This is a genomic window from Pseudomonas sp. LBUM1674 (genome assembly GCF_059695635.1).
Window position 1 is genome coordinate 4514839 of the sequence record NZ_CP166779.1, and the last position, 14818, is coordinate 4529656.

General features: G+C 58.8%; 13 protein-coding genes. All 13 read right to left on the reverse strand.

Going from position 1 to position 14818, the window contains the following annotated elements; translation table 11 throughout:
* Positions 1–42: 42 nt before the first annotated feature.
* Positions 43–807, reverse strand: a complete 765-nt coding sequence (locus ACA067_RS20815; protein WP_497458286.1) for an ABC transporter ATP-binding protein — start codon at positions 805–807, stop codon at positions 43–45.
* Positions 804–2570: a branched-chain amino acid ABC transporter ATP-binding protein/permease gene (locus ACA067_RS20820; RefSeq protein ID WP_497458287.1), complete on the reverse strand. Its 1767-nt coding sequence runs from the start codon at positions 2568–2570 to the stop codon at positions 804–806. The genes ACA067_RS20815 and ACA067_RS20820 overlap by 4 nt, the downstream gene beginning before the upstream one ends.
* A complete protein-coding gene (locus ACA067_RS20825; protein ID WP_497284664.1) occupies positions 2570–3607 on the reverse strand; it encodes a branched-chain amino acid ABC transporter permease in 1038 nt (345 codons plus the stop codon). Before ACA067_RS20825 ends, ACA067_RS20820 begins: the two co-directional genes overlap by 1 nt.
* Before the next feature lie 236 nt (positions 3608–3843).
* Complete coding sequence (locus ACA067_RS20830; protein WP_497458288.1) at positions 3844–5127, reverse strand: OprD family porin; 1284 nt, start codon at positions 5125–5127, stop codon at positions 3844–3846.
* Positions 5128–5269: 142 nt separating this feature from the next.
* Positions 5270–6274, reverse strand: coding sequence for a CDP-6-deoxy-delta-3,4-glucoseen reductase (locus ACA067_RS20835; protein WP_497458289.1), 1005 nt, complete (start codon positions 6272–6274; stop codon positions 5270–5272).
* Between the two features lie 31 nt (positions 6275–6305).
* Positions 6306–7334 (reverse strand): 4-hydroxy-2-oxovalerate aldolase, encoded by a 1029-nt coding sequence (gene dmpG / locus ACA067_RS20840; protein WP_128607777.1) that lies wholly within the window; start codon positions 7332–7334, stop codon positions 6306–6308.
* A gap of 10 nt (positions 7335–7344) precedes the next feature.
* Entirely contained in the window at positions 7345–8286 is a 942-nt protein-coding gene (locus tag ACA067_RS20845) for an acetaldehyde dehydrogenase (acetylating) (RefSeq protein ID WP_497458290.1), read from the reverse strand.
* The gene (locus ACA067_RS20850) at positions 8283–10142 is read right to left on the reverse strand and encodes a feruloyl-CoA synthase (RefSeq protein ID WP_497458291.1); all 1860 of its coding nucleotides are present in this window, start codon (positions 10140–10142) and stop codon (positions 8283–8285) included. The genes ACA067_RS20845 and ACA067_RS20850 overlap by 4 nt, the downstream gene beginning before the upstream one ends.
* Positions 10143–10266: 124 nt before the next feature.
* Complete coding sequence (locus ACA067_RS20855; RefSeq protein WP_497462820.1) at positions 10267–10998, reverse strand: 2-keto-4-pentenoate hydratase; 732 nt, start codon at positions 10996–10998, stop codon at positions 10267–10269.
* Between the two features lie 83 nt (positions 10999–11081).
* Positions 11082–12059, reverse strand: a complete 978-nt coding sequence (locus tag ACA067_RS20860) for an NAD(P)H-dependent flavin oxidoreductase (RefSeq protein WP_497458292.1) — start codon at positions 12057–12059, stop codon at positions 11082–11084.
* Positions 12060–12100: 41 nt separating this feature from the next.
* The gene (hcaB, locus tag ACA067_RS20865; protein WP_497458293.1) at positions 12101–12913 is read right to left on the reverse strand and encodes a 3-(cis-5,6-dihydroxycyclohexa-1,3-dien-1-yl)propanoate dehydrogenase; all 813 of its coding nucleotides are present in this window, start codon (positions 12911–12913) and stop codon (positions 12101–12103) included.
* 10 nt (positions 12914–12923) lie between these two features.
* Positions 12924–13454 carry a 3-phenylpropionate/cinnamic acid dioxygenase subunit beta gene (locus tag ACA067_RS20870; RefSeq protein ID WP_497458294.1) on the reverse strand — a complete coding sequence of 177 codons (531 nt, stop codon included), beginning with the start codon at positions 13452–13454 and terminating at the stop codon, positions 12924–12926.
* An 11-nt stretch (positions 13455–13465) separates the two neighbouring features.
* Positions 13466–14815: an aromatic ring-hydroxylating oxygenase subunit alpha gene (locus tag ACA067_RS20875; protein ID WP_497458295.1), complete on the reverse strand. Its 1350-nt coding sequence runs from the start codon at positions 14813–14815 to the stop codon at positions 13466–13468.
* Positions 14816–14818: the final 3 nt, after the last annotated feature.

Sequence of the window (14818 nt, forward strand, 5' to 3'; positions counted from 1 at the left end):
TTCTATGTGCGAGGGAACTCTGATCAGCAGGTTTTTGCTTACTCAGGCATCTACTGCCTCAGTTTTTGGGGGGCCGAATGTAGTGGGTTTACGGCCGAGGTAGGTCTCAATGACTTTTGGATTCTGCGCCAGGTCTTCAGCTCGACCTTCCAGAACCAATTCGCCTAGTTCCATGACATACCCGTAGTCCGAAATCTTGAGCGCAGCTCTTGCGTTTTGCTCCACCAAGAGAATTGAGACGCCGCTGCGTCGCAGGTTCTGGATAATCGAGAACGTCTCGTTGATCACCCTGGGAGCAAGGCCCAGGCTGGGTTCGTCGAGCATCAGCAATCGGGGTTTGCCCATCAATGCGCGCCCAATGGCAAGCATCTGCCGCTCGCCGCCGGAGAGCGTGCAGGCGGCCTGGTGCCGACGTTCATGCAGTCGCGCAAACAAACCGAACACTTCATCGAGGCTTTGGTCGTGATCCCGCAGACCGCGACGATGCCGACTGAATGCGCCCAGTCGCAGGTTGTCTTCCACGCTCATCGGGCCGAACAGTTCGCGGCTTTCCGGCACCAGCGCCATGCCCATGCCAACGCGTTGCGCAACGCCCTTATGGGCCAACAGGGGTTGGCCCAAGTAGCGCACTTCGCCGCTAGCGGGCAGCAAGCCCATGAGGGCTGCCATCAAGGTGGTTTTACCCGCTCCATTCGGGCCGATCAGGCTGACGATCTGGCCTTCCTCGACATGCAGGTCGAGCTTGCGCACGGCTTCGACCTTGCCATGACTGACCGACAGATTACGAACTTGCAGTAGATGGCTCATTCCACCCCTCCCAGATAAGCGGCCAGCACCGCCGGGTTGTCCTGTATTTCATCGGGGGTCCCGGCAGCAAGGCGCTGGCCGAACTCCATCACTACGACGTGGTCAGCCAGACGCATGACGAAGTCCATGTCGTGCTCCACCAACAGCACGCCCAGGCCTTCGCGGCGCAGTTGTTCGAGCAGACCGGCCAACGCTTGTTTTTCGCCATATCGCAGACCCGCCGCGGGTTCGTCGAGGAGCAACAGCAAGGGATCGCTGCACAGGGCACGAGCGATCTCGACAATGCGCTGCTGTCCCAGAGCGAGGCTGCCAGCAGGGGCATGAATGAATTGACCCAATCCGACGCGTTCGATTTGGCGCGCAGCTTCGGCCAGGATCCGTTTTTCCTCCTCGCGCTCTGTGTGCAGCAGTGAACGCAGCAGCCCTGCGCTTGCCCGGCTATGGGCGCCCAGCGCGACATTTTCCAGAACACTCATTTCCGGTAGCAGGCGCACGTGTTGGAAGGTGCGGCTCACACCTAGCCTGGCGATTTTGCGTGGCGGGAGGCCGTCGATGCGTTGACCCAGAAACAGGATCTCTCCGGCAGTGGGAGGCAGTACCCCGGACAACAGATTGAACAATGTGGACTTGCCTGCGCCGTTCGGGCCGATCAGCGCTGTGATTTCGCCGGATTTGACCGATAGGCTCATATCCTTATTTGCGACAAGCCCGCCGAAACGTTTCACCAGGCCTTTGGCTATCAGCAGCGGGGAGCCAGCCGTGGGTGGCTGGCGCCGGGGCAATGCGGGTGCCTCGGCGAGGGGCAGGATGGAAGGTCGAAGTGTCGGCAGGCTATTGCGCAAAAGTGGCATCAGACCGCCTCGGGCATACTGCAGTACAAGAATCACCAACAGGCCGAAGAAAATCATTTCGAAGTTGTCGGCGTGCCCGAACAACAGTGGCAAAACGTCCTGCAGCGCCTGCTTGATCAAAGTCAGAAGCGCTGCGCCAACCAGCGCGCCCCATAGGCTTGCAGTGCCGCCCAGGACAATCATGAACAGGTATTCGATACCCATGTTCACCGAAAACGGTGTCGGGTTGACCACTCGTTGCATGTGCGCATAGAGCCAGCCGGATAGCGACGCGAGCAGCGCTGCCAGCACGAATGCGATCAATTTGCTGCGTGCCGTGTCCACACCCATGGCCTCGGCCATGCCGCCCGCTTCCTTGAGGCTCCGGATGGCGCGCCCCTGACGACTGTGAAGGAGATTGTCGAGCAGCCAGATGCTGGCGATCAGCAAGACTCCGATCAGAAGGCTGAAATCCGCTGCGCTGTCGATCCGCCAGCCAAATAAAGCGATGGTTGGCAGATCTTGAATGCCACCAAAACCTCCCAGCCCGGGCAAATTGCCAAACAGGTAATAGATTGCCAATCCCCAAGCTAGGGTGCCGATGGGCAAGTAGTGACCCGCCAGGCGCAGGGTCAACAGGCCGAGTACCAAGGCGACGACAAAGGTCGTACTCAAACCGACCAGAAGCCCTAGCCAGGGTGATAACCCCAGCGTAGTACTGAGCACAGCGGTGGCATAAGCCCCGATGCCGACGAATGCTGCCTGGCCGAACGACGTCAGGCCGCAGACCCCCGTCAACAACACCAAGCCCAATGCAACCAGACTGTACAAGCCGATGTAGTTAAACAGGCTGACATAAAAAGCCGGCAATACCTGAGGCGCGATACAGGCAACCAAGAGCAGAAGAAACAGCGGTATGAGACGACGGGCCATTAGTGTTGCTCCTCAATGTTGGGGTGTTTCAGCGAGAGCCAGAGCAACACGGGTATGACCAGCGTAAAAACGATGACCTCCTTGTAAGCCGATGCCCCGAAGGTCGCGAAACTCTCCAGCAGGCCTACCAGGAACGCACCTGCGGCGGCCAATGGATAGCTGATCAGACCGCCAATAATTGCGGCAACGAAGCCCTTGAGGCTGATGAGAAAACCGGAGTCGTAATACAACGTTGTCAGTGGGCCGATGAGGATTCCGGAAATTGCCCCGATGAATGCTGCCAGCGCAAAAGCGCTTTTGCCGGCGAGTTGAGTGGGAATGCCCACCAGTTGCGCGCCAGTGCGATTGAATGCAGTGGCTCGCAGGGCTTTGCCATACAAACTGTGGCCAAAGAAAACGTAAAGCAGGCCGATCAACAGCAACGCACAACCAACCACCAGCAGACTTTGCAGGCTGATCGAGAGTTCACCGAGCATAAGACCGGCATCACTGTAGGCCTCAGTTCGTACACCTTCAGCACCGAACATCCACAGGGCGGCCCCGATTAGCACGATGTGCACAGCGACCGAAATGATCAGCAGCACTAATACCGAACTTTGGGCAACGCGCTGATAGACCAGCCGGTATAGCAGTGGTCCCAATGGTGTAACGATCGCCAGTGCAACAATGATTTTTATCAGTCCTGGAAGGCTTTGCAGGTCAAAAGTGCTGAGTATTACAAGCAATGCAAGTGGCAGTGCCAGGTAGCTGAGCGCGATTCGTGGCAATTGCCATGGCTGTCGATGTTTCAATGCGATTGCACTGTCGAGCAGGCATGCCGCGATTGAGCAACCGATCAACAACCACAACGTGCCGGGCAAAAGTCCGGACTGGAGCGTGGCTAGTGTCAGGGCGCTGAAGGTCACGAACTCGCCCTGGAAAACCAGGATCGTGCGAGTAACCGAAAACACCAGAACCAGTGCCAGAGCCACCAATGCATAAATGGCGCCTGTGGTCAGCCCGTCCTGGGTAAGAAATGCCAGAATTGAAAAGTCCATGAGTGATCCTCAGTGGAATGCGAGCAGGACGGACGTGGCTTCGGAGTGCGGAGCGCTGTGGGTGCAATAACCGCAAGGACAGCCCGGGAGAGGCGCCGCTACCCTTCGATTTCGATGTGTCGGAACGTCGTATACACGCTGCTGCATGATCAGTAATCCAATGTTGTTGTTCTTGTTGTGGTGGTTGGGAGCGGCCAGGCGCTTGATGGCGCCCGTTCGGCCAGTCGCTGCCTGGACTACCAGAGCGCCAAGGTGTAATCGATGTTCACCCGTGTCTCGTTGTCATCGCGGAAGGAAGCCGCCGGGGCGAAATCATTGCGATACCAGGCATGGCGAAGACGTAAGCCGACCCCTTTGAATGTGCCCGACTGCACGACGTAGGACAGTTCGACATCTTTTTCGCTTTCACTGAGGCCATCGCCACCCAAAGCCGTCGGCAGTTGGATATTGCTGCCTTCCAGGTAGCGCACCATGCCTTTGAGGCCTGGCACTGCGACGCCCGCAAAATCGTAGTCGTAGCGCACTTGCCAACTGCGCTCCTTGGGGTTGAGGAACTCGGAACTGAGCGACCCTTCGGACACTACCAGGGGTTCGGTCCCGGTCAGATAAGGCATGGCGGTAGCGCCGTTGAGCTGCATATAACCGGCCCCCAGGCTGTGGGCGCCCACCGAATAAGTGAACATCATCCCCAGATTGCGATTGTCGACGTGTCCAGCCTTGGCCGCACCGTCTTCCCCTGTGATGAAATAGCGCACATCCGTCTTCAGCTTCCCAGGACCGATAGGCTGTATCTGCTCGAAGCCGAAGTAGTCCTTGCGATACATTTCGTCCAGCACAGCGTGGTAGTACTTCAGTGTCAGGCTATCGGACCATTTGTAATCACCGCCCAAAAAGACGAACCGGTCCGATTCGGCGGCGGGGTTGAAACGACCGTTGGGCGATGCGACGGTCATTTTTTGGTAACTGGTGGAATCGCGCAGATTAATGCGGTCCAACCAGCCTGCATTCAACGTCAGGTTGTCCAGATCCTGCGAGCGCAAATAGGCACCACGAAAGGTCTGCGGCAACAAACGCGTGGGGCTGGCGAAGGCGATTGGCAGGAACGTACTGATGGTCCCGGCTTGCAGTTCCGTCTTCGAGATTTTCATTTTGCCAGTCAGGCCAAGCTCCGAGTAATCGTCGCGCGGTTCTCGGCTGGGCACGTCGTACGGCAGCAAACCTGTGCCCGTACGATCCGGCGATGAATCGAGCTTGACGCCCAATAGCCCCACGGCATCCATACCGAAACCCACAGGTCCCTGGGTGAACCCCGAACTGTATTTGAGAATGAAGCCTTGGGCCCACTCGCGGGCTGCCGATTGCGCGGACGTGCCTTTGTAGTCGCGGTCGAAGTAGTAATTGCGCATCGTCAGACTGGCTTTACTGTCTTCGACGAAACCGGCTGCCCTTACTTGCCCAGCAAGAACGGAGAGAACAAAACAAACAGCGATACTCGAGGGAACGCGAACTTGAGCTTTCATGATTTTCTCTATTTTTATTAGTATTGAACGGGTCCTTACTGCTGGCGTGTACCTGCCCCCGAACCTGTTGAGCGACCACGCAGGCGTGCCCAATAAAGTTCGGGTGTTGCTCGTTCTAATCCGTTAGTTAACGTTGTTGCGGTTATACGAATGCATCAGCGTAGAAATTGTTTTCCAGCAACTCTCGCTGCCCGATAAAGTCTCGACGGGCGGAATCCACGACGATCGGTGCCCCACAGGCATACACTTCAAAACGCTTCAACGAAGCAAAGTCGGACAGGACCTGCTGGTGTACAAATCCGCAAGCGCCTTGCCACTGACAGGCATCATTCGGTTCCGAGAGCACCGGAATGTAGTTCAACCAGGGTAATTCGGCCTGCCACTCGAGCAACTGCTCGTGATGGTAGAGATCCTTGCGCTGCCGGCCACCCCAATAGAGATAAACCGGACGTGTGTTATTACCCTGTTCACGCAGTTGCTCCAGCAACGCCTTGATCGGCGCAAAACCGGTACCACTGGCGAGAAAGATCATCGGTTGATCGTTCTCACGCAGATAGAAAGAACCATAAGGGCCTTCCAGACGAAGCAGTTCGCGCGGTTTCAATGCATTGAATACATGCCCGCTAAAACTGCCCCCTGGCATATGACGGATATGCCATTCAAGTTGATTGTCCACTGTCGAACGTGTCGCCATCGAATAACTACGACGGGTGCCGTCCTTGAGCAATACTTGCGCATATTGGCCGGGGTAATAATTGAACGTGACCGTCGGCGGCAACATTAGTCGCACGACGATGACATCGTCGGCGACCTTTTCGATGCTGGCCACGCGGGCGGCCGTCTGCTGAATCGAAATGCCGCGCAGTTCGGTTACTTCCGGAGCATCGATGACCAGGTCCGAGGTCGCCTTGGCACAGCAGAACAAGGCGAGTCCGGCAGCACGCTCCTCTTCGCTCAGAACCTCCAGCGGACTGTTGGCATGATCGACGCTGCCGCTCACCACCCTGCCCTTGCAACTGCCACACGTCCCTTCACGGCAACTGTGCTTTAGCATCAGCCCGTCCGCCAACGCACCATCCAGGATGGTCTTGCTCGCATCCAGATCGAATTGTTGCCCAGCTGGTTGAATATCTACGTGATAGGTCATGGCATTTGCTCATTCACTGTGTGATGAAAGATTAACGGCGCTGGGCCGTCAGCAGGTCGAGCGCGACGTCGACGATCATGTCTTCCTGGCCGCCGACCATCCGGCGTTTGCCCAGTTCGACGAGGATGTCGAGGGTCTTGAGGCCGTACTTGGCCGCAGCGATTTCGGCGTGGCGCAGGAAGCTCGAATAAACGCCGGCATAACCCAGCGCCAGGGTCTCGCGATCCACCCGCACCGGCCGGTCCTGCAACGGACGCACAATGTCGTCGGCCGCGTCCATCAACGTGTAAAGGTCGGTGCCGTGGTTCCAGCCCAGACGTTCGGCGGCGGCAATGAACACTTCCAGCGGCGCATTACCGGCACCGGCGCCCATGCCGGCGAGGCTCGCGTCGATGCGGTCGCAGCCTTCCTCGACGGCGGTGATCGAGTTCGCCACCCCGAGCGACAGGTTGTGGTGGGCGTGCATGCCGGTTTCGGTTTCAGGCTTGAGCACGGCCTTGAAGGCGCGGAAGCGGTCGCGGATGTCCTGCATGTTCATCGCGCCGCCGGAATCGGCCATGTACACGCAGGTCGCGCCGTAGCTTTCCATCAGCTTGGCTTGCGCCGCCAGCTGCTCGGCCGGAATCATGTGGCTCATCATCAGGAACCCGACGGTGTCCATGCCCAGCTCGCGGGCGTATTCGATGTGCTGCTTCGACACGTCGGCTTCGGTGCAATGAGTGGCGATGCGCACCACCCGGGCTCCGGCGTTGTAGGCCGCCTTGAGGTCATGCACCGTGCCGATGCCGGGCAGCAGCAAGGTGGTGATTTTGGCGTGGCTGATGACGTCGGCGGCGGCTTCGATCCACTCCAGGTCGGTGTGCGCGGCGAAGCCATAGTTGAAGCTCGAACCCTGCAGGCCGTCACCGTGGGCGACTTCGATCGAGTCGACCTTGGCCTTGTCCAGGGCGCGGGCAATGTCCTGCACGTTTTGCAGCGAATACTGATGACGCACCGCGTGGCTGCCGTCGCGCAGGGTCACGTCGGAGATGTAGAGTTTTTTGCCGGGGTTAAAAGTCATGTCGGTTTCCTCAGGCGTTCAGCATCGACTGCGCCATGCGCTCGGCGGTGGCCAAGGCAGCGGAGGTCATGATGTCGAGATTACCGGCGTAGGCCGGCAGGTAATGGGCGGCGCCTTCGACTTCGAGGAACACCGAAGTTTTCAGCCCGGAGAACGTGCCCAGGCCCGGAATGTGCAGCGGAGCGTCTTCAGGAATGACGTCGAACTGCACCTGTTGTTTAAGGCGATAACCCGGCACATAAGCCTGTACGGCTACGGCCATCTCGACAATGGACGCCTCGACCTCAGCCTGATCGGCTGCCTCGGACAACACAAACACCGTGTCGCGCATCATCAGCGGTGGCTCGGCCGGGTTCATCACGATGATCGCCTTGCCCTTGGCCGCGCCGCCAATCACTTCGATGGCTTTGGAGGTGGTTTCGGTGAACTCGTCGATGTTGGCGCGGGTGCCGGGGCCGGCAGATTTGCTGGCGATCGAGGCGACGATTTCGGCGTAGTGCACCTTCGCCACACGTGACACGGCAGCGACCATCGGGATCGTCGCTTGCCCGCCGCAAGTCACCATGTTGACGTTGAGCTGAGCGAGGTTCTGTTCCAGGTTGACCACCGGCACGCAGTACGGGCCGATGGCGGCAGGCGTCAGGTCAATCAGACGGATGCCGGGTTTGATCGAGCGCAGAAACGCGTCGTTCTTCACATGGGCGCCGGCCGAAGTGGCATCGAAGACGAAGTCGATGTCCTTGAACACGTCCAGGCGGGTCAGGCCTTCAACGCCTTCGTGGGTGGTGGCCACTCCCATGCGCTGGGCGCGGGCCAGGCCGTCAGAGGCCGGGTCGATGCCGACCATGACCGCCATTTCCAGATGCTTGGCGTTACGCAGGATCTTGATCATCAGGTCGGTGCCGATGTTGCCGGAGCCGATGATGGCGACTTTCAGTTTTCTGGAACTCATCTACTTTCTCCATAAGCTTCGTCGAGTAGGATCACGGCCCGGTCTAACGTCTCGGCATACAGACGCTTCACCGCATCAGCACGCAGGCCCAGTGCAGCGCGTTGGTTGATGTAACCCTTGTCAGTAATTTCCCCATCATCGAGGCTCGGCGGCGAGTCGAGGATGACCATGCGCACCGCATGCTGCGAGGACGCAGGAAACTGCTGGGCCAGTGTTTGCAAGCCTGCACTCAGGGCCAGGCGAACGGCAGGTTCCAGAGCCAGTTGTTCAGCGGTCATGCGCTTGCCGGCGGCTCCGGCCAAGGCGCGCAACGCCGGCGTCGGATAGATCAATGCGCCAATCACGTCTCGATCGTGACCGCAAATCACACAGTCAGAAGCGAAAGGCGCCAAGGCACTCACCAGCCGTGGGCGCAACGTACCGACGGAAACCCACGTGCCAGTGGTCAACTTGAAGTCTTCGGTGACCCGCCCGTCAAACACGATGCCCTTCTCCGGGCGCTCGGGATCGAGCAGTCGACCGGCATCGCCAATCTGATAGAAGCCCTGTTCATCGAACGCCTCAAGGCTGCCTTTCGGGTCATTGAGATACTGCTGAAACACTGAGGGTCCGCGCACACGCATTTCCAGCTTGTCGCCGCTGGGCACGAACTTGATCTCAACGCCAGGTACTGGCAGGCCGATATTGCCTGGCTTGTCCAGATGGTAATGAACATTGGTGAGCACTGGAGAGGTCTCGGTCGCGCCCCATTCGCTGGTAAAGAACAGGGGCTTGTCCCGCACCTTTTCCGCACAGGCCATCAACCGGTCCCACGTGTTCTGTGGCAAAGCCGCAGCGGCATAGAACAGCATGTCCAGGCGACCGAAAAGTGCTTGCGCCAACTCCTCGTCGCGCTCCAGATAAGGCAGTAGCGCTTCATAGCCACGAGGGACGTTGAAGAACACCGTCGGCTGGACGGATTTGATATTTTCCACCGTCCGCTCGATGCGCCCGGTCACCGGCAAACCATCATCGATATAGAGCGTGCCGCCATTGCGCAGCACCATATTAAAGTTATGGTTCGCGGCGAAGGTATGACTCCATGGCAGCCAATCCACCACGACCATTTCACTGCCTTCGAGGAAGCGCCAGCATTGGGCGATCGATTGCTGATTGGCGCACAGCATGCGATGGGTATTGATCACCACCTTGGGCGTGCCAGTGGAGCCGGAGGTCAGCATATATCGGGCTGGGACATCGCCATCGAGGCGCAGATAGGTCTCCATGACCTGCGCACTTTCGACCCGGTAAAGCAGGGGCAGCGGCAGCGCGCCAGAAACGGCCTGGGCGTTGCGCGCAACCACCACGGGACAGTCCGGCTGGATCAATTCGATGGTGCGGCGATAAGTGTCGCCATCATTGATGAAGATCAACGCCGGTTGCAGTTGCGCAACGATAGACTTGAGCTTGCTGCAGCCGCTCTGTGTATTGCGCGAATAAGCGACCGAAACGGTGGCCACCGCAATCCCGACATGCATGGCCGCCAGTGTAATCAATGCCTGGTCGATGTCGTTTTCCGACAACACCAGCACCGGTCGACCGGGTACCGTATCGAGTTCCAGTAAACCCTGAGCCAGGGCGCCGACGCGTTGGCGAACCTCGCTGTAGTTCAAGGTGAACCAGACGCCATTGCGACGTTCAGCCAGGTAAGGCCGCAGCGGAGCCTCGTGCGCCCATCGCTCCAGCCACTCGCCGATGCAACGGGCATAGGGTTGCAGAGGTTCCGGGGATCGCAGTATGAAACTGCCCGCCTCTCCTGGCTCGAGAATCACGTGAGCAGGGGCCAACTTGGCAGGATCGTCAAAAAAGTCGTACACGGCACGCCCTCACGAGATCAACAGACAGGGCTGCAGTCTCATCATCATTATTTTTGTTGTTACGAGTACCGGTTCAACAACCCGGCCCCCTGTCGCATGACACCAAACGGTCAGCGCATCACGCTCATACGAATCGGCAGCTCACTTCACCCAGTCGGGTCAGTTTCAAGCGCAGGCTGTCACCGGCAGTCACCGGCACCATGGGGCCCAGGGCTCCGGATAACAGCACGTCGCCTGCGCGCAATGGCCGGCCAAATTCGGCCATGGTCCGCGCCAGCCACAGGCAGGCGTCCAGCGGGTTGCCGAGGCAGGCTGCGCCCACACCGATCGACGCCTGAGCACCATTTTTTTCCAGCAGCATGCCTTCCAGCGCAAGGTCCAGATTGGCCAGGCGCACGGGACTCTTGCCCAGGACGTAGAGGCCCGATGAAGCATTGTCGGCCACCGTATCGACCAGGGTGATTTTCCAGTTCTCAATCGCCGAATCGACAATTTCCAGCGCCGGTACCAGGTACTCCACTGCGCTCATTAGCTCGCCCAGAGTTGTGTCTGGGTTGGGCAAGTCACACCCCAACACGAAAGCGATCTCGCCCTCGGCCTTGGGTTGAATCAGGCGAGAGCTGTCAATGGCCTCGCCATCGCCGTATTCCATATCGGCAAACAACATGCCGAAGTCTGGCTGATCGACGCCCAACTGCTCTTGCACGGCCAGCGAGGTCAAACCGATTTTACGCCCGCTGAGGCGGCGCCCGGCGGCCAGCGCGGCTTGGGTATTGAGTTCCTGTACGGCATAAGCGTCAGCCAGAGTGGAAATCTGGAAGCGCTCGGAGATACGACCGCACGGGGTTCGCGTCATGCGCGCTTGCGCCAGAACCGAGGCGGCAGCCTGGATGGAATCGTGGCTCACGGAATAACTCCTCAATAGATGGTGATGGACGCTCAATGCGAGCGGTGCTGACTTGCCAGGTAACCCTGATGCAGCTCATCGACCAACTCGGCGACGCTGTAGCTGCGCTTTATCTGCCCTACTCCCTGACCGGCCGACCACACGTGTTTCCAAGCCTTGTTGGCAGAGGCGATGTCACCGGAAAAATCGATACGCGTGTTGTTCTCGGCGCCAGGATCAATGCCAGCCTTTTCCAGGGAAGGTTTCATCCAGGTGGCGAGTACGCCGCTGACGGCCTTGGTGGTCGTCACATCATCCATGGAGCAGTCCACCAGCATGTCCCGGTAGGCATCTTCGACCAGGCTCTCGTGGGCCGCTACCAACCGGGTGCCCACCAAGGCGAAATCGCAGCCCAGGACTTGCGCCGCATGGATGTCGCGCCCATTCGAAACAGCGCCGGCCAGACCTAACGGCCCGTCCCAGAACTCGCGGACTTCAGCGACGAAGGCAAAAGGGTTGTAGCTGCCGGTATGGCCGCCGGCACCGTTACAGACCAACACCAGTCCATCGACACCGGCTTCGACGGCCTTGCGTGCCAATGCCGGAGTGATGACGTCAGCGATCACTACACCGCCATAACCATGGACCGCTTCCATCACGCGCTTGGGGCTGCCCAAGGCCGTGGAAACGATTTGCGGCTGGTAGCGCTTGACCAGTTCCAACTCGGCCTCGAACCGATCATAGGTACTGTGCACGATCATGTTCAGCATCCAGGGAGCCCAGACCTGGCCCCGGATTTGCGCGGTTTCACGCTCGGCAACGATCTGCGCCAGCCACTGCTGCAGTTGCTCGACGGTGCGCGCATTGGGCGCCGGCATGCTGCCGACAATGCCCGCCTGACAGCAGGCATTGAGCAGCTGCGGCCCGGAAACCAGGAACATCGGAGCGGCCAGGATCGGCATCGGTAAACCAGCGAACAGATCCAGCAACTTCTGTTGGGGGGCACTCAAGGAACGGCTGTAGACGCTCATCGGTCATTTCTCTTGTTATGGGTACAACTACACGTCTGTCTTCAGACCTTTCTGTGACTGGCCGCGCCCGGGCTGCGAACTTCCCAGCCACCATCGCTATGGATGATGTTGGCGGTGGTCAACCCGGAGTTTTCACTTGAGGCCAACAGCACATAGTGGCCCGTGTGATCCTCGGGTTCAGCGATGCGCTGAAGCGGAACCGCCTGCGCAGCGCCTTGCTCGAAACCCGGGATCTGGTTGAGCGGAACACTTCGCGAATTGAGCCCATCGAGACTCTTCATCGGCGTATTGGTCGCACCTGGCGCCACACCATTGACGCGGATGTCCGGTGCCAGTTCGTAGGCCAGCTGACGGATCATGCCGACCAGAGCATGTTTGGCGGTGACGTAGAGAATGCCTCCACCGCCAGCATAGAAAGCACTGTTGGAGAGGGTGAAGATCATGCTGCCGCGACTGGCGCGCAAGGCATCAGTACTGCATCGTGCGCCCAGCATGTAGCCCTGAACATTGATGGCGAACAAACGTTGAAATGCACTTTCAAAATCTTCAGGGGCAATGCGGTCCAGGCGTGTGAAGTAGTCAAATACCGCCGCGTTGCCGACAAACGTGTCGAGCTTGCCGAACGCATTCAGTGTGGCTGCCACCGCGCGTTGATTGTCTTCATATTTCGAGACATCGCCCTGCACCGTTATGATGGCGTCGCCCAGTTCGCTGCGCAGTGCGCTCAGCTGTTCGCCATCACGCGCCATGACGCACACCCGTGCGCCTTCGTTCACATAACGCCGGACGATGGCGCTACCGATGCCGCCCGTGCCGCCAGTGACCAATGCTGCTTGTCCGTCGAGCCAACCCATGTGCGTGTCCTCAGAGGAAAGTGTTGATGTTCTTGCACAACAACATCGCGTTTGGAATCAGGATTTTGCGCTTGAACAACTTCAGCCCGTCGGCTTCGCGGCGCAGCACATCTTCACGGCGTCCGACCAGTTGATGGGACTCGTCCAGACCACGGCTGCGGATGTTCATGAAGCACGAGAACGCAATGAGCTCGCCTTCCTGTTCCCCGGCAAACACCTCGATATTGCTGATCAGGTGAACGTTGCGCGTCGGTGGGTTTTCAGCCCAGGCCGACGGCTGCTTGAACCGCGCCACCCGGCGCTGCAGATCGCGCATGCCGTCGTCGAAGAAGGCCATGTGTTCCAGTCTGTAGGGGCCCGACTTGTCTTCGCGTCGGCGGTTCTCGATACCGGGCATCCAATAGTGGATGGTCTCGCTGAGCGACTGCAGCCACTCATCCCAGCACTCGTTGTCGAGCAGGCGCGCCTCACGCAACAAGAAGGCCTCGACGGCGCGCGTGTCTTCGACTGCAACGGGTTGTTCCATAGGCAAAGCATTCATCTTCGGTCCCCTCAACGCATCGTGCCGTTACGATCTGGTACGTCCGCCCAGGTGGGCGATTGCAACAGGTCTTTCCAGCGCTGGTAGAACGCACGGGAGTTGCATTCGTTGAGTTGTCCCTTGAACACATTGCCAGGCAGTTCGCTGTTTTCGATGCGTGTGTTCATGCCAAGGCCGACGTACAGATCCTGATAGCGCGTGACCATGCCGCGGCTGGTCTTGGTGCAGTATTCCCAGTTCTCACCATCGTCCATTTCGAACACGCCAGTCGGGGAGAAAGTCATCATCGCGCCACGGCGCCATTTGTCCTTGATGTCCTGCGGTGCATTTTTGTTGACGATGACCCAGGTAAACAGCTCGATCTTGTGTGGCCCGCGCGGTTGCCAGATGCGAACCGTGTTCTGCCCTGGCAAAAAGGAGAAGTTGGGGAACACGGTGAACGACGAAATCGAACCGATCAGCTTGGAGCGGAACTCGCCCAGACGCTCCGCCACTTTCGGGCGCAATACGTGCAGGTATTTGTTGATGTCTTTCTCGCCCAGGGTAGCGGCGTTGCCCACCACATCGGTGGCGAATTCGTAGCCGTGGCCATTCCAGTTCACCGAGTAGGACTCGGGAAGGTCGCCGACATTGGCCACCGGCCCACCCAGCATCGCCTTGGCCGCGGAATCGTGAGTCCAGCCACCGTGGAGAATATCGCCGACGAAATTTTCCGCCGCGACTTTCCAGTTGCATTCGATGGTGGAACGAATACAGCCACCGAGGAACTCACTGCCGCCCTCGTCCATGTCGAGCATGACATCCAGGTACCAGGTCATCGGCCCCAGGTACTCTTCAAGTGTCGGTGCATCGTCGGCAAAAGTGGCAAACACCAGGCCCTTGTAAGTTGCAACACGCGCTTCGCGCAGTCCATGTTTGGACTTGTCGAAATTACTTTCCTCATAGCACTTGGATTCATGCATACCCAGCAACCGGCCACCATCGGCGCCAAACGACCAGCCGTGGTAGTTGCAGATAAAGCCCCGTGCATTGCCCGCCTCGGCGAAACAGATCTTGTTGCCACGGTGCGGGCAGGCATTGAGGAACACCTTCAGCGATGCGTCCTTCTGACGTACCACCAGGACCTCGTCCTCGCCCATGCTGGTGGCGAGATAGTCACCAGACTTCGGCAATTGCGATTCATGGGCCACGAACAGCCAGCAACGCGCGAAAATCTTCTCGAGTTCCTGTTCGTAGATGGCCTGGTCCCAGAACACCTTGCCGGACAAGCGTCCTTCATCCATGTCGCACACCCGATCAAGGTTCGGCAGGCTGGGTGTGGCTTCAATGGTTCTGAGTGGTATGTGTTTGCAGTTATCCATGCT